This is a genomic window from Frigoribacterium sp. VKM Ac-2836 (genome assembly GCF_013248995.1).
Classification (GTDB): Bacteria; Actinomycetota; Actinomycetes; order Actinomycetales; family Microbacteriaceae; genus Frigoribacterium.
In genome coordinates this window covers 496,445-516,066 of record NZ_JABRPK010000002.1, presented here as the reverse complement: position 1 = coordinate 516,066, position 19,622 = coordinate 496,445, and the positions used below count along the sequence as shown (strand labels likewise).

At 66.0% G+C, this 19,622-nt stretch carries 30 protein-coding genes; all 30 read right to left on the bottom strand.

Annotation, left to right across the window (positions count from 1 at the left end):
• Positions 1-621: an adenylate kinase gene (locus tag HRF36_RS08825; protein WP_173208983.1), complete on the bottom strand. Its 621-nt coding sequence runs from the start codon at positions 619-621 to the stop codon at positions 1-3.
• Positions 618-1,940 (bottom strand): preprotein translocase subunit SecY, encoded by a 1,323-nt coding sequence (secY, locus tag HRF36_RS08820; RefSeq protein ID WP_173208981.1) that lies wholly within the window; start codon positions 1,938-1,940, stop codon positions 618-620. Before secY ends, HRF36_RS08825 begins: the two co-directional genes overlap by 4 nt.
• A 72-nt stretch (positions 1,941-2,012) precedes the next feature.
• The gene (gene rplO, locus HRF36_RS08815) at positions 2,013-2,648 is read right to left on the bottom strand and encodes a 50S ribosomal protein L15 (RefSeq protein WP_217271095.1); all 636 of its coding nucleotides are present in this window, start codon (positions 2,646-2,648) and stop codon (positions 2,013-2,015) included.
• Positions 2,648-2,833 carry a 50S ribosomal protein L30 gene (gene rpmD / locus HRF36_RS08810; RefSeq protein WP_043593338.1) on the bottom strand — a complete coding sequence of 62 codons (186 nt, stop codon included), beginning with the start codon at positions 2,831-2,833 and terminating at the stop codon, positions 2,648-2,650. The genes rplO and rpmD overlap by 1 nt, the downstream gene beginning before the upstream one ends.
• Positions 2,833-3,573, bottom strand: a complete 741-nt coding sequence (gene rpsE / locus HRF36_RS08805; protein ID WP_043593339.1) for a 30S ribosomal protein S5 — start codon at positions 3,571-3,573, stop codon at positions 2,833-2,835. The genes rpmD and rpsE overlap by 1 nt, the downstream gene beginning before the upstream one ends.
• A complete protein-coding gene (gene rplR / locus HRF36_RS08800; protein ID WP_043593341.1) occupies positions 3,570-3,941 on the bottom strand; it encodes a 50S ribosomal protein L18 in 372 nt (123 codons plus the stop codon). The genes rpsE and rplR overlap by 4 nt, the downstream gene beginning before the upstream one ends.
• A gap of 2 nt (positions 3,942-3,943) precedes the next feature.
• Entirely contained in the window at positions 3,944-4,480 is a 537-nt protein-coding gene (gene rplF, locus HRF36_RS08795) for a 50S ribosomal protein L6 (RefSeq protein ID WP_043593343.1), read from the bottom strand.
• Positions 4,481-4,486: 6 nt separating this feature from the next.
• Positions 4,487-4,885: a 30S ribosomal protein S8 gene (gene rpsH / locus HRF36_RS08790; protein ID WP_043593344.1), complete on the bottom strand. Its 399-nt coding sequence runs from the start codon at positions 4,883-4,885 to the stop codon at positions 4,487-4,489.
• A gap of 141 nt (positions 4,886-5,026) precedes the next feature.
• Positions 5,027-5,614 (bottom strand): 50S ribosomal protein L5, encoded by a 588-nt coding sequence (gene rplE, locus HRF36_RS08785; protein WP_173208979.1) that lies wholly within the window; start codon positions 5,612-5,614, stop codon positions 5,027-5,029.
• On the bottom strand, positions 5,614-5,973 hold the full coding sequence (gene rplX / locus HRF36_RS08780; RefSeq protein ID WP_043593348.1) for a 50S ribosomal protein L24: 360 nt from the start codon (positions 5,971-5,973) through the stop codon (positions 5,614-5,616). The genes rplE and rplX overlap by 1 nt, the downstream gene beginning before the upstream one ends.
• A 3-nt stretch (positions 5,974-5,976) precedes the next feature.
• The gene (gene rplN, locus HRF36_RS08775; RefSeq protein ID WP_043593350.1) at positions 5,977-6,345 is read right to left on the bottom strand and encodes a 50S ribosomal protein L14; all 369 of its coding nucleotides are present in this window, start codon (positions 6,343-6,345) and stop codon (positions 5,977-5,979) included.
• A 34-nt stretch (positions 6,346-6,379) separates the two neighbouring features.
• A complete protein-coding gene (gene rpsQ / locus HRF36_RS08770) occupies positions 6,380-6,676 on the bottom strand; it encodes a 30S ribosomal protein S17 (RefSeq protein ID WP_228498083.1) in 297 nt (98 codons plus the stop codon).
• Positions 6,676-6,999: a 50S ribosomal protein L29 gene (rpmC, locus tag HRF36_RS08765; RefSeq protein WP_054145424.1), complete on the bottom strand. Its 324-nt coding sequence runs from the start codon at positions 6,997-6,999 to the stop codon at positions 6,676-6,678. Before rpmC ends, rpsQ begins: the two co-directional genes overlap by 1 nt.
• Entirely contained in the window at positions 6,999-7,418 is a 420-nt protein-coding gene (gene rplP / locus HRF36_RS08760; protein WP_043593355.1) for a 50S ribosomal protein L16, read from the bottom strand. Before rplP ends, rpmC begins: the two co-directional genes overlap by 1 nt.
• 2 nt (positions 7,419-7,420) lie before the next feature.
• Entirely contained in the window at positions 7,421-8,200 is a 780-nt protein-coding gene (gene rpsC / locus HRF36_RS08755) for a 30S ribosomal protein S3 (protein ID WP_123355174.1), read from the bottom strand.
• Positions 8,200-8,592, bottom strand: coding sequence for a 50S ribosomal protein L22 (rplV, locus tag HRF36_RS08750; protein ID WP_173208977.1), 393 nt, complete (start codon positions 8,590-8,592; stop codon positions 8,200-8,202). Before rplV ends, rpsC begins: the two co-directional genes overlap by 1 nt.
• A gap of 25 nt (positions 8,593-8,617) precedes the next feature.
• Positions 8,618-8,899: a 30S ribosomal protein S19 gene (gene rpsS / locus HRF36_RS08745; RefSeq protein WP_043593360.1), complete on the bottom strand. Its 282-nt coding sequence runs from the start codon at positions 8,897-8,899 to the stop codon at positions 8,618-8,620.
• Between the two features lie 12 nt (positions 8,900-8,911).
• Positions 8,912-9,751, bottom strand: a complete 840-nt coding sequence (rplB, locus tag HRF36_RS08740; protein ID WP_056043560.1) for a 50S ribosomal protein L2 — start codon at positions 9,749-9,751, stop codon at positions 8,912-8,914.
• 18 nt (positions 9,752-9,769) lie between these two features.
• Entirely contained in the window at positions 9,770-10,069 is a 300-nt protein-coding gene (rplW, locus tag HRF36_RS08735; protein WP_043593363.1) for a 50S ribosomal protein L23, read from the bottom strand.
• Positions 10,066-10,728, bottom strand: a complete 663-nt coding sequence (rplD, locus tag HRF36_RS08730; protein WP_173208970.1) for a 50S ribosomal protein L4 — start codon at positions 10,726-10,728, stop codon at positions 10,066-10,068. The genes rplW and rplD overlap by 4 nt, the downstream gene beginning before the upstream one ends.
• A 3-nt stretch (positions 10,729-10,731) precedes the next feature.
• The gene (gene rplC, locus HRF36_RS08725; protein ID WP_167599061.1) at positions 10,732-11,382 is read right to left on the bottom strand and encodes a 50S ribosomal protein L3; all 651 of its coding nucleotides are present in this window, start codon (positions 11,380-11,382) and stop codon (positions 10,732-10,734) included.
• 16 nt (positions 11,383-11,398) lie between these two features.
• On the bottom strand, positions 11,399-11,707 hold the full coding sequence (rpsJ, locus tag HRF36_RS08720; protein WP_043593369.1) for a 30S ribosomal protein S10: 309 nt from the start codon (positions 11,705-11,707) through the stop codon (positions 11,399-11,401).
• A 397-nt stretch (positions 11,708-12,104) separates the two neighbouring features.
• On the bottom strand, positions 12,105-12,944 hold the full coding sequence (locus HRF36_RS08715; RefSeq protein WP_173208968.1) for a DarT ssDNA thymidine ADP-ribosyltransferase family protein: 840 nt from the start codon (positions 12,942-12,944) through the stop codon (positions 12,105-12,107).
• A gap of 104 nt (positions 12,945-13,048) precedes the next feature.
• On the bottom strand, positions 13,049-14,041 hold the full coding sequence (locus tag HRF36_RS08710; protein WP_173208966.1) for a DNA topoisomerase IB: 993 nt from the start codon (positions 14,039-14,041) through the stop codon (positions 13,049-13,051).
• Between the two features lie 88 nt (positions 14,042-14,129).
• Entirely contained in the window at positions 14,130-14,342 is a 213-nt protein-coding gene (locus tag HRF36_RS08705; RefSeq protein WP_173208964.1) for an Rv0909 family putative TA system antitoxin, read from the bottom strand.
• Positions 14,343-14,468: 126 nt separating this feature from the next.
• The gene (tuf, locus tag HRF36_RS08700) at positions 14,469-15,659 is read right to left on the bottom strand and encodes an elongation factor Tu (protein WP_173208962.1); all 1,191 of its coding nucleotides are present in this window, start codon (positions 15,657-15,659) and stop codon (positions 14,469-14,471) included.
• Positions 15,660-15,787: 128 nt separating this feature from the next.
• On the bottom strand, positions 15,788-17,902 hold the full coding sequence (gene fusA, locus HRF36_RS08695) for an elongation factor G (protein ID WP_173208961.1): 2,115 nt from the start codon (positions 17,900-17,902) through the stop codon (positions 15,788-15,790).
• 87 nt (positions 17,903-17,989) lie between these two features.
• A complete protein-coding gene (gene rpsG, locus HRF36_RS08690; protein ID WP_055799861.1) occupies positions 17,990-18,460 on the bottom strand; it encodes a 30S ribosomal protein S7 in 471 nt (156 codons plus the stop codon).
• On the bottom strand, positions 18,460-18,834 hold the full coding sequence (rpsL, locus tag HRF36_RS08685; RefSeq protein ID WP_056043579.1) for a 30S ribosomal protein S12: 375 nt from the start codon (positions 18,832-18,834) through the stop codon (positions 18,460-18,462). The genes rpsG and rpsL overlap by 1 nt, the downstream gene beginning before the upstream one ends.
• A gap of 209 nt (positions 18,835-19,043) precedes the next feature.
• Positions 19,044-19,619, bottom strand: a complete 576-nt coding sequence (locus tag HRF36_RS08680) for a DUF6121 family protein (RefSeq protein ID WP_173208959.1) — start codon at positions 19,617-19,619, stop codon at positions 19,044-19,046.
• Positions 19,620-19,622: the final 3 nt, after the last annotated feature.

Sequence of the window (19,622 nt, the reverse complement as noted above, 5' to 3'; positions counted from 1 at the left end):
TCAGGAGGCCGAGGCGACGGACGTGAACCCACGGGCGGCCAGTGCCGACTCGATGCGTCCCGCGACCTCGTCGATGCCGCCCAGACCGTCCACTTCGACCAGGAGGCCCCGCTCGCGGTAGGTGTCGATCAGCGGAGCGGTCTCGCGGAGGTAGACGTCCTGGCGGTGGCGGATCGCGTCTTCGGTGTCATCCGAGCGCCCCTGGTCGGCGGCTCGCTTGCGCAACCGTTCGACGATCTCGTCCCGGTCGGCGACTAGCTGGATCACGGTCGTCAAGGACTGGCCCTGCTCGGCGAGGTGCTCGTCGAGGAAGTCGACCTGCTGCAGGGTGCGGGGGTAACCGTCGAGCAAGAACCCCTCGGCCGCGTCGGCTTGCGACAACCGGTCGGAGATCAGTTCGTTGGTGAGGCTGTCGGGCACGTAGTCGCCTGCGTCGAGGATCGCCTTGACCTGGAGACCGAGCTCGGTCTCGTCCTTGACGTTGGCGCGGAAGATGTCACCGGTCGAGATCGCCGGGATGCCCAAGGCTTCGGCGATGGCGACCGCTTGGGTCCCCTTGCCGGCCCCGGGAGGACCGACGATCAGGAGGCGCGGGCTGAGTCGGGTCTCAGCGGCGCTCATCGGAGCAGACCCTCGTAGTGACGCTGCTGGAGCTGCGAGTCGATCTGCTTGACCGTCTCGAGGCCGACACCCACGATGATCAGGATGCTCGCGCCGCCGAAGGGGAAGTTCTGGTTGGCACCGACCGTGGCGAGGGCGATCAAGGGGATCAGCGCGATGATGCCGAGGTACAGCGCACCGGGCAAGGTCACGCGCGTCAGCACGTAGTCGAGGTACTCGGCGGTGGGTCGACCGGCCCGGATGCCGGGGATGAACCCGCCGTACTTCTTCATGTTGTCGGCGACTTCTTCGGGGTTGAAGGTGATCGCGACGTAGAAGTAGGTGAACCCGACGATGAGCGCGAAGTACAACACCATGTACAGCGGGTTGTCACCGGAGGTGAGGTTGGCCTGCACCCAGCTGACCCAGGCCGGCGGAGCCGTGCCGTCCGCAGGCTGGTTGAACTGCGCGACCAGCGCCGGCAGGTAGAGCAGCGACGAGGCGAAGATGACCGGGACGACGCCCGCCATGTTGACCTTGATGGGGATGTAGGTGTTGTTACCGCCGTAGGTACGCCGGCCGACCATGCGTTTGGCGTATTGGACGGGGATGCGTCGTTGGGACTGCTCGACGAAGACGACGAGGGCCATGATGATCAGCCCGACGGCGATCACCAGCAAGAAGATCTCGAAGCTACGCGACTGCGCAATGCTCCAGAGTGCCGTCGGGAAACGTGCCGCGATCGAGGTGAAGATGAGCAGCGACATGCCGTTGCCGATGCCGCGCTCGGTGATGAGCTCACCCATCCACATGATGAGGCCGGTGCCTGCGGTCATGGTGACGACCATCAGCATGACGGCGTACCAGGCGTCGTTCGTGATCAGCTGGCTGCACTCCGCGATGCCCGACGAACCGAACAGCGCACCCGACCGGGCCACCGTGATGAGGGTCGTCGACTGGAGGACACCCAGGGCGATCGTGAGGTAGCGCGTGTACTGCGTGAGCTTCGCCTGCCCGGACTGGCCTTCTTTGTAGAGGGTGTCGAAGTGCGGGATGACCACGCGCAGCAGCTGCACGATGATCGAGGACGTGATGTAGGGCATGATGCCGAGCGCGAAGACCGACAGCTGGAGCAGAGCGCCACCGCTGAACAGGTTGACGAGTTCATAGAGGCCCGAGGTGCCCTGGTTGCCGGCGAGGCAGGCCTGGACGTTCTGGTAGTCGACGAACGGCGCGGGGATGAAGCTACCCAGCCGGAAGAGCGCGATGATGCCGAGCGTGAACCCGATCTTGCGACGCAGGTCGGGGGTGCGCATGATGCGCGCGACAGCTCTGAACACGTGGGGCCTCCCGGTATGAAGGATAGACGACTGATGGGGGTGGCCCTGGCGGACCACCCCCTCAGGTGATTTTTACTTGTTGACGGACCCGCCGGCGGCGACGATCTTCTCTTCGGCAGAGCCGGAGACCTTGTCGACCGCGACGGTGAGCTTGACGCTCAGGTCGCCTTGTCCGAGGACCTTGACCTTCTCGTTCTTCCGAACGGCACCCTTGGCGACGAGGTCACCGACGGTGACGTCACCACCCTGGGGGTAGAGCTCGTTCAGCTTCTCGAGGTTGACCACCTGGTACTCGACGCGGAACGGGTTCTTGAACCCGCGCAGCTTCGGAGTGCGCATGTGGAGGGGCATCTGGCCACCCTCGAAACCGACCTTGACCTGGTACCGGGCCTTCTGACCCTTGGTGCCACGTCCGGCCGTCTTACCCTTCGAGCCCTCACCACGGCCGACGCGCGTCTTCGCCTTCTTGGCACCGGGAGCCGGACGAAGGTGGTGCACCTTGAGCACCTGGGGACGCGCGACGTCGTCGGAGGACGTCGTCGAGGCGGGAGCGGCCTTGGTGGTCGAACCCGTCGAAGCAGCGGCCTTGTCGGCTGCGGGCTTCTTGGCGGCGGCCTTGGGGGCAGCAGCCTTGGTGGTCGTCGCCTTGGGGGCGGCGGCCTTCTTCGGAGCAGCCTTCGCGGCGGCCTCGTTCTTCTCGTCAGCCATTAGTCAATCTCCTCGACCTTCACGAGGTGGGCGACCGTGTTGACGTAGCCGCGGTTCTGCTTGGTGTCCTCGCGAACGACCGACTGGCCGATGCGCTTGAGGCCCAGGCTCCGCAGCGTGTCACGCTGGTTCTGCTTCTCGCTGATTACGGACTTGATCTGGGTCACCTTGAGGTTGGCGGCCATCAGGCACCTGCCTTCTCGGTCGCGGCGGTACGAGCTGCCTGCTCGGCACGGACCATGAAGGCCGGCATGACAGCGTCGATGTCGAGTCCACGACGGGCGGCGACGGCGCGCGGCTCTTCGAGCTGCTGCAGTGCCTCCACCGTGGCGTGGACGATGTTGATCGTGTTCGACGACCCGAGCGACTTGCTCAGGACGTCGTGCACGCCGGCGCACTCGAGCACGGCGCGGACGGGACCACCGGCGATGACACCGGTACCGGCCGAGGCCGGACGCAGCATCACGACACCGGCAGCGGCCTCACCCTGCACGGGGTGCGGGATGGTGTTGCCGATGCGCGGGACGCGGAAGAAGTTCTTCTTGGCCTCTTCGACACCCTTGCTGATGGCCGTGGGGACCTCGCGGGCCTTGCCGTAGCCGACACCGACGAGTCCGTTGCCGTCACCGACGACGACGAGCGCGGTGAAGCTGAAGCGCCGACCACCCTTGACGACTTTCGACACGCGGTTGATCGTGACGACACGCTCCAGGAACTGGCTCTTGTCGTCACGGTCGCCGCGTCCGCGACCACCCTGGTTGCGGTCTCCGCGACCCTGGCCGCCACGGCGGTCGGTGCGACCACCCTCGCGGTTGTTCGACTCCGAGCCGGCAGCGGTCTCGACGGGACGCTCGACGACGGCCTCAGCCGGTGCCTTGGTCGCTTCGGTCTCTGCGGGGGGAGTGGTGTTCGTAGCGTCGCTCACAGGTTCAAACCAGCCTCTCGGGCGCCTTCGGCGATGGCCGCGACGCGTCCGGCGTACTTGTTGCCGCCGCGATCGAACACGACGGCCTCGATGCCCGCGGCCTTCGCACGCTCGGCGACGAGCTCGCCGACCTTGCGGGACTTCGCGGTCTTGTCACCGTCGAACGTGCGCAGGTCGGCCTCGAGGGTCGATGCGCTGGCGACGGTGAAGCCCTTGCTGTCGTCGACGACCTGCACGAACACGTGCCGTGCCGAACGGGTGACGACCAGACGGGGGCGCTCTTCGGTGCCCACGACCTTCTTGCGCAGGCGGGTGTGACGGCGCTTGGTGGCAGCCGACTTGCTTTTTCCTCGTGTACCGAGACCCATGATTACTTACCTGACTTTCCGGCCTTGCGGCGGACGACCTCGCCGGCGTAGCGGACACCCTTGCCCTTGTAGGGCTCGGGCTTGCGCAGCTTGCGGATGTTGGCAGCCATCTCGCCGACGGCCTGCTTGTCGATCCCGACGACGGTGAGCTTGTTGTTGCCCTCGACCGTGAAGCTGATGCCCGCGGGCGGCTCGACGGTGATGGGGTGCGAGTAGCCCAGGGCGAACTCGACGTTCGAGCCCTTGGCCTGGACGCGATAGCCGGTACCGACGACCTCGAGGCCCTTGGTGTAGCCCTCGGTGACGCCGATGATCTGGTTGGCGATCAGGGTGCGCGTGAGGCCGTGGAGCGAACGCGACTCGCGCTCGTCGTCGGGACGGGTCACGACGACCGTGCCTTCTTCGATCTTGGCTTCGATGGGGCTCTTGACGACGAGCGACAGCTCACCCTTGGGGCCCTTGACACTGACGGCCTGGCCGTCAATCTTCACGTCGACCCCGGCAGGGATCGAGATGGGGAGTCTTCCGATTCGAGACATGACGAGTTACCACACGTAGGCGAGGACTTCTCCGCCTACGCCCTTCTTCTGGGCCTCACGGTCGGTCAACAGACCGGAGGAAGTCGACAGGATGGCGACGCCGAGGCCACCGAGCACCTGGGGGATCTCGGTCGACTTGGCGTAGACGCGGAGGCCCGGCTTCGACACGCGCTTGATGCCCTTGATGGAGCGCTCACGGGCGGGGCCGTACTTGAGGTCGATCGTGAGGGTCTGGCCCACTCGGGCGTCTTCGACCTTCCACGACTCGATGAAACCCTCGCGCTTGAGGATCTCGGCGATGTGGGACTTGAGCTTGCTGCTCGGGAGCGACACGGTCTCGTGGAAAGCCGAGTTCGCGTTGCGCAGTCTGGTCAGCAGGTCTGCGACCGGATCTGTCATCGTCATGCGGTTTGTCACTTTCTCGTCCGGTTTCGACATCCGGTACACCGGGTGCCGACCTGGGCGATCGATTGGTCGACGAGCGGTTCTCGTCGACCTCAGGGGAACGGCCGGCAACTCTACGAGAGAGTTGCCGACCGGACGATCTTAGTTGGCTGAATCGGCCGAACGGAACGGGAACCCGAGCGCCTTGAGCAGCGCGCGACCTTCGTCGTCGTTCTTGGCGGTCGTGACGACGGTGATGTCGAAGCCACGGACGCGGTCGATCCGGTCCTGGTCGATCTCGTGGAACATGCTCTGCTCGTTGAGACCGAACGTGTAGTTGCCGTTGCCGTCGAACTGGCGGTCGCTCAGACCACGGAAGTCGCGGATGCGCGGAAGCGCCAGCGACAGCAGTCGGTCGAGGAACTCCCAGGCGCGGTCGCCACGCAACGTGACGTGCGCACCGATCGGCTGGCCCTCACGGAGCTTGAACTGCGCGATGGACTTGCGGGCCTTCGTGACCTGGGGCTTCTGACCCGTGATCGCCGTGAGGTCCTTGATGGCACCGTCGATGATCTTGCTGTCACGGGCGGCCTCGCCGACACCGGTGTTGACGACGATCTTCACGAGACCGGGCACCTGGTGCACGTTCGTGAATCCGAAGTCGGACTTCAGCTGCTCGATGATCTCGGCGCGGTACTTGGCCTTGAGCCGCGGCTGGGCCGTGGCGGCCTGCGTGGTGGTGTCGGTCATCAGAGGTTCTCACCAGACTTCTTGGCGTAACGGACGCGAACGGTCTTGGACACGCCGTCCTTGGTGACCGTCTCTTCGCGGAAACCGACGCGGGTCGGCTTCTTGGTCTTGGGGTCGACGACGGCGACGTTCGACACGTGGATCGGTGCCTCGTGCGTCTCGATGCCACCGGTCTTGGAACCACGCTGGGTCTGGCCGACACGCACGTGCTTGGTGACGAAGTTCACGCCTTCGACGACCACGCGGTTGCGCTCGACGAGCACCTCGAGGACCTTGCCCTGCTTGCCACGGTCTCCGCCGCGGGCCTGCGAGGCACCGGTGATGACCTGCACGAGGTCACCCTTCTTGATGTTTGCCATGACTTAGATAACCTCCGGCGCCAGCGAGATGATCTTCATGAACTTCTTGTCGCGAAGCTCGCGACCGACCGGTCCGAAGATGCGGGTACCGCGAGGGTCTCCGTCGGCCTTCAGGATCACTGCGGCGTTCTCGTCGAACTTGATGTATGAGCCGTCCGGACGACGGACCTCTTTCTTGGTGCGAACGATGACGGCCTTGACGACGTCACCCTTCTTCACGTTGCCACCGGGGATGGCGTCCTTCACCGTGGCGACGATGACGTCACCGAGGCCGGCGTAACGACGGCCGGAGCCACCGAGCACACGGATGGTCAGGATCTCTTTCGCCCCGGTGTTGTCGGCGATCTTGAGGCGGGATTCTTGCTGAATCACTTGTGTCTCCTTCTACGCAAGCAGGCCGCGAGGCCTACTTCGCCTTCTCGAGGATCTCGACCAGGCGCCAGCGCTTGGTGGCGCTGAGCGGACGGGTCTCGCTGATCACGACGAGGTCGCCGACACCGGCCGAGTTGGCCTCGTCGTGGACCTTGACCTTGGACGTGCGGCGGATGACCTTGCCGTACAGGGGGTGCTTCACGCGGTCCTCGACCTCGACGACGATGGTCTTCTCCATCTTGTCGCTGGTCACGTAACCGCGACGCGTCTTGCGGTAGCCGCGGACCTCGACGGCAGCCGAGTCGACCTCGGTCTTGTTCTCGGTGGCCATTACTTGCTCTCCTCGGCGGTCTCGTCAGCCGTCTCGGCCGGCTTGTCAGCCTTCTTGGTCGACTTCTTGGCGGCCTTGGGGGCTGCCTCGACCGGGGCGGGGGTGGCACGGATGCCGAGCTCGCGCTCACGCAGGACCGTGTAGATGCGAGCGATGTCGCGCTTCACGGCACGCAGGCGGCCGTGGCTCTCGAGCTGGCCGGTGGCCGACTGGAAGCGGAGGTTGAAGAGTTCTTCCTTCGCCTTCTTCAGCTCATCGACGAGACGCTCGTCTTCGAATGTGTCGAGCTCGACAGGACGGAGCTCCTTGGAACCGATCGCCATTATGCGTCGCCCTCCTCGCGCTTGATGATGCGTGCCTTGAGGGGCAGCTTGTGGATTGCGCGAGTGAGTGCCTCTTTGGCGATCTCCTCGCTCACGCCGCTGAGCTCGAAGAGCACGCGACCCGGCTTGACGTTCGCGACCCACCACTCGGGCGAGCCCTTACCGGAACCCATGCGGGTCTCGGCGGGCTTCTTCGTGAGGGGACGGTCGGGGTAGATGTTGATCCACACCTTTCCGCCACGCTTGATGTGACGCGTCATGGCGATACGAGCGGACTCGATCTGACGGTTGGTCACGTAAGCGGGCGTGAGGGCCTGGATGCCGTACTCACCGAAGCTGACCTTGGTGCCACCAGTGGCCTGGCCACTACGGCCGGGGTGGTGCTGCTTGCGGTGCTTGACACGACGGGGGATAAGCATGGTTACGCCTCAGCTCCTGTGGTGGCGGGTGCCTTCTGCTCGCGGGGAGCGCGGTCGCCCCCGCCGCGGCGGGCGCCGTCACGGTCGTTGCGGCGCTCGGGGCGAGACGACTTCTGGTTCGCCTGCTCGCGCGCGAGCTCCTTGTTGGTGATGTCGCCCTTGTAGATCCAGACCTTGACACCGATGCGACCGAAGGTGGTCTTGGCCTCGTAGAAGCCGTAGTCGATGTTGGCGCGGAGGGTGTGCAGGGGGACGCGACCCTCGCGGTAGAACTCGGAGCGGCTCATCTCGGCCCCGCCGAGACGACCGGACACCTGGATGCGGACACCCTTGGCGCCGGCACGCTGAGCGCCCTGGAGTCCCTTGCGCATCGCACGACGGAACGCCACGCGAGCAGCGAGCTGCTCGGCGATGCCCTGGGCGACGAGCTGGGCCTCGGCCTCGGGGTTCTTGACCTCGAGGATGTTCAGCTGGATCTGCTTGCCCGTGAGCTTCTCGAGGTCACCGCGGATGCGCTCGGCCTCGGCGCCACGACGACCGATCACGATGCCCGGACGGGCCGTGTGGATGTCGACGCGGACGCGGTCACGGGTGCGCTCGATCTCGATCTTGGCCACGCCGGCGCGGTCGAGCGAGGTCTTGAGCAGGGTGCGGATCTTGACGTCCTCGGCGACGTAGTCGCTGTAACGCTGTCCCGGCTTGGTGCTGTCGGTGAACCACCGCGACACGTGGTCGGTGGTGATGCCCAGACGGAAGCCGTACGGGTTGACTTTCTGGCCCATTACTTGCTCGCCTTCTTCGTAGCGTCGGCAGCCTCGACCTCATCCGGCGTCGCGAGGACGATCGTGATGTGGCTGGTGCGCTTCAGGATCTTGAAGGCGCGGCCCTGTGCACGCGGCTGGAACCGCTTGAGGGTGGCGCCCTGGTCGACGAATGCACGACTGACGTACAGGTCTTGCTCGTCGAGGTAGCTGTTCGAGGCGTCCGCCTTGACCCGAGCGTTGGCCATGGCCGACGCGACGAGCTTGTAGACGGGCTCGCTGGCACCCTGAGGCGCGAACTTCAGGATCGCCAGAGCCTCGGCGGCCTGCTTGCCGCGGATCAGGTTGACGACACGACGGGCCTTCATGGGGGTGACGCGGATGTGACGCACGCGTGCGATCGACTCCACCATTTCTCTCCTCCTTCACGTCGCCGCGTTAGCGGCGACGACCCTTCTTGTCGTCCTTCACGTGACCACGGAAGGTGCGGGTGGGCGCGAACTCACCGAGCTTGTGGCCGATCATGCTCTCGGTCACGAACACGGGGATGTGCTTGCGTCCGTCGTGCACGGCGATGGTGTGCCCAAGCATGTTGGGGACGATCATCGAACGGCGCGACCAGGTCTTGATGACGTTCTTGGTGCTGGCCTCGTTCTGCGAGACGACCTTGCGAAGCAGGTGGTCGTCAACGAAGGGGCCCTTCTTAAGACTGCGTGGCATCTTCTACAACTCCTACTTACGCTTCTTGCCAGCGTTACGACGACGGACGATGAGCTTGTCGCTCTCTTTGTTGGGGTGACGCGTGCGGCCCTCTTTCTGGCCCCACGGGCTGACCGGGTGGCGTCCACCGGAGGTCTTGCCCTCACCACCACCGTGCGGGTGGTCGACGGGGTTCATGGCGACACCACGAACGGTCGGGCGGACGCCCTTCCAGCGCATGCGGCCGGCCTTGCCCCAGTTGATGTTCGACTGCTCGGCGTTGCCGACCTCGCCGATCGTGGCGCGGCAGCGGGCGTCGACGTTGCGGACCTCGCCCGACGGCAGACGGAGCTGCGCGTAGGGGCCGTCCTTGGCGACGAGACGCACCGAGGCGCCGGCCGAGCGGGCCATCTTCGCGCCGCCACCGGGCTTGAGCTCGATGGCGTGGATGACGGTACCGACCGGGATGTTCTTCAGCGGCAGGTTGTTGCCGGGCTTGATGTCGGCACCGGCACCCGACTCGACGACGTCGCCCTGCTTCAGCTTGTTCGGCGCGATGATGTATCGCTTGGTGCCGTCCACGAAGTGCAGGAGCGCGATGCGAGCCGTGCGGTTGGGGTCGTACTCGATGTGCGCGACCTTGGCGTTGACGCCGTCCTTGTCATTGCGACGGAAGTCGATGACGCGGTACTGGCGCTTGTGGCCACCACCGATGTGACGGGTCGTGATGCGACCGGCGTTGTTACGGCCACCAGACTTCGAGAGGGGGCGCAGCAGCGACTTCTCGGGCGTCGAACGCGTGATCTCCGCGAAGTCGGCGACCGACGAACCGCGGCGACCCGGGGTCGTGGGCTTGTAGTTACGAATTGCCATGATTTATGCCTCTGCTCCCTAGCCGACAGCCGTGAAGATGTCGATGGAACCGGACTTCAGCGTGACGATGGCGCGCTTGGTGTCCTTGCGCTTGCCGGTGCCGAAGCGGGTGCGACGGGTCTTGCCCGTTCGGTTGAGCGTGTTGATGCTGTCGACCTTGACGTCGAAGATCTTCTCGATGGCGAGCTTGATCTCGGTCTTGTTCGAACGCGGGTCCACGAGGAAGGTGTACTTGCCCTGGTCGATCAGGGAGTAGCTCTTCTCGGAGACGACGGGCGCGATGATGACGTCGCGGGGGTCTTTTCCGTAGCCGCTCATGCGGTGGCCTCCTTCTTGGTCTTCGAGGCGACGAAGCCGTCGAAGGCGCTCTTCGTGAAGACGATGTCGTCGCTGACGAGGACGTCGTAGGCGTTCAGCTGGTCGAACGTGATCACGTGGACCGTGGGCACGTTGCGGACGCTCTTGAGGGTCAGCGTGTCGTCGCGATCGGTGACGATCAGGACGTGCTTGCTCGAAGCGATCGACGCGAGCAGCTCGAGGGCGACCTTGGTCGAGATCGAGTCGGCGACGAAGCTCTCGACGACGTGGACGCGGGCGCCACGAGCGCGGTCCGACAAAGCACCGAGCAGGGCTGCGGCGATCATCTTCTTGGGGGTGCGCTGCGCGTAGTCGCGGGGCTGGGGACCGTGGACGATGCCACCGCCGGTCATCTGAGGAGCGCGGATCGAACCCTGACGGGCGCGGCCGGTGCCCTTCTGCTTGAACGGCTTGCGGCCGGCGCCGGAGACCTCGCCGCGACGCTTGGTCTTGTGCGTGCCCTGACGCGCGGCAGCCTGCTGCGCGACGACGACCTGGTGGATGAGCGGGACGTTCGTGACGACGTCGAACAGCTCGACGGGAAGCTCGACCGTGCTGGTCTTCTTGCCCTTGGCGTCGACGACGTCGACCGAAGCGGCCGGTGCGGTAGTGGTGGCCATGAGCTACTTCCCCTTCACGGCGGTGCGGACGAAAACGATGCGGCCGCGAGCACCGGGGACGGCGCCCTTGACGAGCAGCAGACCCTTCTCGGCGTCGACGGCGTGCACCGTGAGGTTGAGGATGGTGACGCGCTCGCCACCCATGCGACCGGCCATGCGCATGCCCTTGAAGACACGGCTGGGGGTCGAGGAGGCGCCGATCGAACCGGGCTTGCGGTGGTTGCGGTGGGCACCGTGCGAGGCGCTGACGCCCTTGAAGTTGTGACGCTTCATGACGCCGGCGAAGCCCTTGCCCTTGGAGGTGCCGACGACGTCGACCTTCTGGCCGGCCTCGAAGGTGTCGACCGTGAGCTCCTGGCCGAGTGCGTACTCGGCGGCGTCGGCGGTGCGGACCTCGGTGAGGTGACGGCGGGGCGTGACGCCCGCGGCGTCGAAGTGACCCGTGGCGGGCTTGTTCGACTTGCGGGGGTCGATCTGGCCGGCCGCGATCTGCACGGCGGTGTAGCCGTCCTTCTCGAGCGAGCGGACCTGGGTCACGACGTTCGGGGCGATCTCGACGACGGTGACGGGGACGAGCTTGTTGTTCTCGTCCCAGACCTGGGTCATGCCGAGCTTCTTGCCGAGCAGGCCCTTGACGTTCTTGGTGGTGCTGATGGTCATGGTCGCCCCCCTACAGCTTGATCTCGATGTTGACGTCGGCAGGCAGGTCGAGACGCATGAGCGAGTCGACGGCCTTCGGCGTCGGGTCGACGATGTCGATGAGGCGCTTGTGCGTGCGCTTCTCAAAGTGCTCGCGCGAGTCCTTGTACTTGTGGGGCGAACGGATCACGACGACCACGTTCTTCTCGGTCGGGAGCGGCACGGGGCCGACGACCGTAGCGCCCGCGCGGGTGACCGTGTCGACGATCTTGCGCGCGGAAGTGTCGATGACCTCGTGGTCATACGACTTAAGTCGGATGCGGATCTTCTGTCCCGCCATGTGTGACTCTCTCTCGTTCGGACGTCGCGCACCTCGAGGGCCGCCTGACGCTGTTCGCTGGGCGAACATCTATTGGCACTACGTGTCTCTCGCGTACCGCTGTTCTTGTGTCAATCCATCTGCCGAAACCGGCCGGTGCCCGCGAGGAAGGACCCGGGGAGGGCCATCTTCGCCACCGCCACCTGCACCCGGGGCTTCGCCCCGGCGCACCGCGACCCAAGGTCACGGTGGTGGTTTCGTTGTGAGATGCGTCCTTCTACCCGCGGCCCAGACGCCTTGCGTCTGTGCACTGCCTGGCAGTGATCCGACACCCGGCGCAGAGGCCAGGCTCGAAATGTTGAACTAGACGATTTTGCCACACGCCTGCATTTGCTGCAACCCGGGCGTGTCGCGGATCTCAGACCGCTTCGACGACCGGGGCCGGGCGGAACCACGGCGGGTAGACGGCGACCCGTGGTGCCGCGGCACCCAGCTCGGCGAGCGTCTCTTTGACGGCATCGCGGACCTTGTCGTTCGGGACGCCGACGAGGGTCACCGACGAGAAGGGCACCGTTCCCGGGACGAGCACCTCGGGGCCGAGGAGGTCGGGGTCCTTCAGGCTGAAACGACGAACCATCGACGACGCGTCGTCGAGCCCTGCGGCTGCGCGGACGCCTTCGACGGCCGCATCACCCTCGGTCACCACGAAGTCGTCTCCGAGCGAGGCGACGGGAACGACGAGCATGACGAAGTCGATCGCGCGGGCCTCACGTGCGGCCTCGGACCACTCGTAGCCCTCGGCGCCGGTACGGACGGCGTCCCAGGCGGTCGCGTGGGGCGACAGCGAGAACGGGACGTGCGCGGCGACGGGCTGGCCCGAGGCGGTCGTAACGGAGGCGCGGAGGGCGCGTGTGGCCTCGGAGCTGATGTCGAGCACGGGGCTGGCTTCGGCTCGCAGGGCGCCGGCCTCGAGGATGCCGGGCAGGTTCGAGACGTGGGTCCAGTGGTAGGCGCGTTGGGTGGAGAACTCGGGGACAGGAGCGGCGGCCGACTGTGCGGCCACGGCCACGGCGGCGGAGTCACGGGCCAGTGCGGGCGTGCTGCGCAACGACTCGGGCTTGCGATTGGAGGGGCGGCGGCGGGTGGTGACCGACCGTGCGGCGGCCGAGGGCATGCCATCGGCGACGCCCTCCCGCTTGCGGGGAGCGCAGATGTCGCACAACTCTCGCTCGAATCCGTGGATGCACTCGTCAGTCACTGCAGTTGTTCCTCTCGGGCGCCCCGAACGGGACGCGACCCTCTAGGTTACGTCACGACGGGGTCCCTCTGCGGACTGCGAGACGTCGACGCCCCTGAGCGGCCTCAGCGGAACAGCAACGCCCTGATCTCGGACTCCGCGGCGTGGACGCGGGCAGGGTCGATCGTCTCACCGTGGCGGTAGGCGTCGACCAGCCGGGGATCGACGTACGAGGACTTCGCGATGGCCGGGGTGTTGCCCAGCACGGCGGCGGCGGCGCGCATCGCCTGCGCGAGCGACCTCGACTGGCGGGAGGCCGTCGCCTGCGGCCCGGAACGGGCCAGGCTGACGGCAGCGGCGACGGTACCGTGCAAGGTGCGGAAGTCCTTTGCCGTGAACTCGTCGCCCGCCTTCTCTTTGACGTACTCGTTGATCTCGGTCGCCCGGAGGGGGTGCCAAGCCGCCCGCGCCTCCTTCGCTCCCCCGGCGTCGACCTTCCAGGCCAGCAACCGGGCTCGTCCGCCTCGTCGTTTGAGGCTGCGGACGACGGCCGCGAGGTCGGCGTCCCGGATCTCGGAGTCCCAGTCCTGCCCGCTCTTGCCGGGGAACGCCAACGCGACGGTGTCGCCCGACACGGTCGCGTGCGCGCAGAGCAGGGTGGAGAGGCCGTGGCTGCCGTGCTCTTGGGCGTAACGCTCGGAGCCCACGCGCAACGAACCGGTGTCGAGCATGCGGAACGCCGCCGCCAGTACCCGGTCCCGACCGGCCCCGTCGAGTCGGAGGTCGCGGGTGACGAAGCGACGGGCCGTCGGCAGGGACTCGGCGAGGGCCAGCGCCCGGTCGAACTTGATGCGGTCCTTCTGTTCGCGCCAGGTCGGGTGGTAGATGTACTGGCGTCGCCCTGCCGCATCGAGGCCGGTGGCCTGGATGTGGCCGTTCTCGTAAGGGGAGATCCAGACGTCGGTCCAAGCCGGCGGGATGGCGAGCGCCTCGATGCGGCCTCGCAACTCGGTGTCTGCGACGGCGGTCCCGTCGGCGGTGCGGTACGAGAAACCACGTCCGGCTTTGACCCGGGTCAACCCGGGGCGGCTCGAATCGGTCCTCCGGAGGCGCGGCATCGGTCGAGTGAACACCGCTCGTCGCCGAGGGGGCTGGGCGGGGTACAGCGAAGCCCCCGCCGTGAGGAGGGGGCTTCGCGACGTGGAGCTATTGGTTGCCGAGCTTCTTGTCGGCCTGCTCTTTCGCCTGCTGGATCTTGTCGCTGTGCTTGCCACCGGTGGCCTTGTCGGTCGCGTTGGCGACGGCGTCGAGGATGTTGTCGCTGACGCCCTCGGCTTTCTCGCTCTTCAGTGCCTCTTGCACCTTGCCGTCCTTCAGGAAGGCCTGGGCCTTCTTGGTGATGTCGTCGAAGCCAGCCATGACGTCCTCCTGTCGGCGCCGGACCCTCCGACGTCCGTTCCATCGTGCACCGGGAACGCGAAAGAGGCCAGACCCCGTGGGGCCTGACCTCTTTTCGTCAGATCAGCAGCACTGCCGAGGCAGTGGTTACTTCTTGATCTCGGTGACCGTACCGGCACCAACCGTGCGACCACCCTCGCGGATGGCGAAACGCAGGCCGGCTTCCATGGCGATCGGCTGGATCAGCTGGACGCTGATCTCGGTCGTGTCGCCGGGCATGACCATCTCGGTGCCCTCGGGCAGCGTGATGACACCCGTGACGTCGGTGGTGCGGAAGTAGAACTGCGGACGGTAGTTCGCGTAGAACGGGTTGTGACGGCCGCCCTCGTCCTTCGAAAGGATGTAGACGTTCGCCTCGAACTCGGTGTGCGGCGTGACCGAACCGGGCTTGACGACGACCTGGCCGCGCTCGACGTCTTCGCGCTTGGTGCCGCGAAGGAGCAGACCGGTGTTGTCGCCGGCCTGAGCCGAGTCGAGCAGCTTGCGGAACATCTCGATGCCGGTGACGGTGGTCTTGACGGTCGGGCGGATGCCGACGATCTCGACCTCTTCGTTGACGTTGAGCTGACCGCGCTCGACACGACCGGTGACGACGGTGCCACGACCGGTGATCGTGAAGACGTCCTCGATGGGCATGAGGAAGGGCTGGTCGGTGGCGCGAACGGGCTCGGGCACGTTCTCGTCGACGGCGTTCATCAGCTCGGCGACCGTCTCGGCCCACTTCTCGTCGCCCTCGAGGGCCTTGAGAGCGGAGACCTGGACGATCGGGGCGTTGTCGCCGTCGAACTCCTGGCTCGAGAGGAGCTCGCGGACCTCGAGCTCGACGAGCTCCATGATCTCTTCGTCATCGACCATGTCGGCCTTGTTCAGCGCGACGACGATGTAGGGAACGCCGACCTGGCGAGCGAGCAGCACGTGCTCACGCGTCTGGGGCATGGGACCGTCGGTGGCGGCGACGACGAGGATCGCGCCGTCCATCTGAGCCGCACCGGTGATCATGTTCTTGACGTAGTCGGCGTGGCCGGGAGCGTCGACGTGAGCGTAGTGGCGCTTCTCGGTCTGGTACTCGACGTGCGAGATGTTGATCGTGATGCCGCGCTGCTTCTCTTCAGGCGAGTTGTCGATCTGGTCGAACGCCGACGCCGTGTTGAGGTCGGGGTACTTGTCGTGCAGGACCTTGGTGATCGCCGCGGTGAGCGTGGTCTTGCCGTGGTCGACGTGACCGATGGTTCCGATGTTGACGTGCGGCTTGGTCCGCTCGAACTTGGCCTTAGCCACTGTGGGTCCTCCTCAGGACTCGGTTGCGGTGCGGCCGGGGGCCGGGTCGATGACCCGGCCTACCGGACGCCTCGCGGATTGGTGTGTGTACATGTTACGCGGTCGTCGGACGACCACGCGGTTCAGGACTATTCGCCCTTGTTCTTCTGGATGATCTCTTCGGCGACGGCCGAGGGCACCTCTTGGTACGACTCGAACGTCATCGAGTAGACGGCCCGGCCCGAGGTCTTCGACCGCAGGTCTCCGACGTAACCGAACATCTCCGACAGCGGCACGCTGGCCCGAACGACCTTCACACCACTGGCGTCTTCCATCGACGAGATCTGCCCGCGTCGCGAGCTGAGGTCGCCGATGACGTCGCCCATGTATTCCTCGGGCGTACGGACCTCGACCGCCATGAGCGGCTCGAGGAGAACGGGCTGGGCCTTGCGAGCCGCCTCTTTGTAGGCGATCGACCCAGCGATCTTGAACGCCATCTCGGACGAGTCGACGTCGTGCGCCGCACCGTCGAGCAGGAGCGCGCGGACGCCAACCGTCGGGTAGCCGGCGAGCACGCCGACCTGCATGGCGTCCTGGATTCCGGCATCGACCGACGGGATGTACTCGCGGGGGATGCGACCACCGGTGACCTTGTTGACGAACTCGTAGGTCGACTCGGCCGTGACCTCGAAGGGCTCGAGAGCGATCTGCACCTTGGCGAACTGACCCGAACCACCGGTCTGCTTCTTGTGGGTGTAGTCGTAACGCTCGATGCCCTTCTTGAGGGTCTCGCGGTACGCGACCTGGGGCTTGCCCACGTTGGCCTCGACGTTGAACTCGCGCTTCATGCGGTCGACCAGGATGTCGAGGTGGAGCTCGCCCATGCCCTTGATGACCGTCTGGCCCGTCTCGGCGTTGAGCTCGACGCGGAACGTCGGGTCTTCTTCGGCGAGCTTCTGGATGGCCAGCGACAGCTTCTCTTGGTCGGCCTTGGTCTTCGGCTCGATGGCGACCTCGATGACGGGCTCGGGGAACGTCATCGACTCGAGGACGATCTGCTCGGACGGATCGCACAAGGTGTCACCGGTGGTGGTGAACTTGAGCCCGATGACGGCGTAGATGTGACCCGCGGTCACACTGTCGACGGGGTTCTCCTTGTTGGAGTGCATCTGGAAGATCTTGCCGATGCGCTCTTTCTTGTCCTTGGTCGAGTTGATGACCTGGGCGCCGGACTCGATCGAACCCGAGTAGACGCGGACGTAGGTGAGACGACCGAAGAAGGGGTGCACCGCGACCTTGAAGGCGAGAGCCGAGAAGGGCTCGCTCGACTCGGGCTTGCGGATGATGATCTTCTCGGCGTCGCGGACGTCGTGGCCCTCCATGGGAGGCACGTCGAGCGGCGAAGGCAGGTAGTCGATGACCGCGTCGAGCATCGGCTGCACGCCGCGGTTCTTGAAGGCCGAACCGCAGAAGATCGGGTAGAGCTCGGAGTTGACCGTCATCTTGCGGACGGCACCCTTGATCTCGGCGATCGTGAGCTCTTCGCCACCGAAGTACTTCTCGAGCAGCACGTCGTCGGACTCGGCGACGGTCTCGAGCAGCTTGGCGCGGTACTCCGCGGCCTTCTCCTTGAGGTCTTCCGGGATCTCTTCGATCTCGTACTTCGCGCCCAGCTCGACGTCTCCCTTGGCGTCACCACGCCACGTGAGGGCACGCATCTCGACCAGGTCGACGACGCCCTCGAAGGAGCTCTCGGAACCGATCGGGAGCTGCATCACCAGCGGCTTGGCGCCGAGGCGGTTGATGATCGTGTCGACCGTGAAGTAGAAGTCGGCACCGAGCTTGTCCATCTTGTTGACGAAGCAGATGCGCGGCACGTCGTACTTGTCGGCCTGACGCCAGACGGTCTCGGACTGAGGCTCGACGCCCTCTTTGCCGTCGAAGACGGCGACGGCACCGTCGAGCACGCGAAGCGAACGCTCGACCTCGACCGTGAAGTCGACGTGGCCGGGGGTGTCGATGATGTTGATCTGGTTCTTGTTCCAGAAGCAGGTCGTCGCCGCCGAGGTGATCGTGATGCCACGCTCTTGCTCTTGCGCCATCCAGTCCATGGTGGCTGCACCGTCGTGCACCTCACCGATCTTGTGGGTGATGCCCGTGTAGTACAGGATGCGCTCGGTGGTCGTCGTCTTGCCAGCATCGATGTGCGCCATGATGCCGATGTTGCGGACCTTGTTCAGGTCGGTGAGCACGTCCTGTGCCACAGGTTCCTCCGAAGGGGTAGGTGGGGAAGTTGGGGGGACGAGGAGGTGCGGTGCGCGTCGTGCGCACACCGCGCCTCCTCGTGCCGGTTACCAGCGGTAGTGCGCGAAGGCCTTGTTCGACTCGGCCATCTTGTGCGTGTCTTCGCGACGCTTGACAGCGGCGCCGAGACCGTTCGACGCGTCGAGGATCTCGTTCATGAGACGCTCGGTCATCGTCTTCTCGCGACGAGCCTTGGCGTAGCTGGTGAGCCAGCGGAGGGCCAGGGTGTTGGCGCGGTGGGGCTTGACCTCGACGGGGACCTGGTAGGTCGAACCGCCGACGCGACGCGAGCGGACCTCGAGCGTGGGGCGCACGTTGTCGAGCGCCTTCTTCAGCGTGGCGACCGCGTCCTGGTCGTTCTTGGCGGAGACGCCGGCGAGAGCACCGTAGACGATGCGCTCGGCGAGGCCCTTCTTGCCGTCGAGGAGGATCTTGTTGACGAGCTGGCTGACGATCGGAGCACCGTAGACCGGGTCGGCGACGACAGGGCGCTTGGGAGCGGGTCCTTTACGAGGCATTACTTCTTCTCTGCTTTCGCTCCGTAGCGGCTGCGCGCCTGCTTGCGGTTCTTGACGGCCTGGGTGTCGAGCGCGCCACGGACGATCTTGTAACGCACACCGGGGAGGTCTTTCACACGACCGCCGCGGACGAGCACCATCGAGTGCTCTTGCAGGTTGTGACCCTCGCCGGGGATGTAGGCGGTGACCTCGGTGCCGTTCGAGAGCTTGACACGGGCGACCTTGCGGAGCGCCGAGTTCGGCTTCTTGGGGGTGGTGGTGTACACACGGGTGCACACGCCACGCTGCTGGGGGTTGGCCTTCAGGGCGGGGGCCTTGGTCTTGACGACCTTCGGCGTGCGTCCCTTGCGGACCAGCTGCTGAATAGTTGGCACTGGTTCTCCTCATCGGATCTCGACGTCGTCCTCTCGAACACGCCGAGTCGCGCTGCTCTCGCATCGCTCTGCTCTGTCCGGCTGATCAGCCGGCATCCTCGTCTCGGTGACCGAGACGGTCTGCCCGTCTCGGCCGCGAGGTCGAGGGGGCTTTTATTCGGGCGCGCGGTCAGGCGCACACCCGAAAGAGCTTATCTTGCGGTAGTGCCTTAATCAAATGGTCGAGGGTCGGAACGCCCCGGGTCGACTCGGGACACCGCGAGCGTGCCCCCGACGACGAGTCCGGCGCACACCGCGGAGCCGATCACGAACGGTGACACGGCGTACCGGGCGGCGAAGAGCAGCACCCAGACGACCTCTTGGCGCACGAGGCCGTAGACGACTCCCCCGACGGCGAGCATCAGGACGTACACGAGGGCCGCGGTGACGATCGCGACGACGAGGAGGTGCGGTGCGGGCCCTCGGGGGCCGGCCACCTCGTCACCGGTGCCGGAGCGCGTCGCGCCCGAGCCCGCCGGGCGCGCGAACACGGCGGGCTGGGCGAGGAACGTGCCCCGCACCTCCGGAGCCCTGTCGTCGCGGGCGTCGGAGAGGGCCGCCGACCGCAACAACGAGAGCAGGACGACGAGCACGGCGGCGGCGACCATCAGAGGCCCGAGCAGCGTGCCAGCGTCGGGTTCGTCGATCGGATCGCGGTCGAGCAGCAGCGCCTCGAACCCCGCGACCATGATGACGAGCGCACCGAAGAGGACGGTGCCCATGACGGCGTAGACGGCGCGGGACATCCT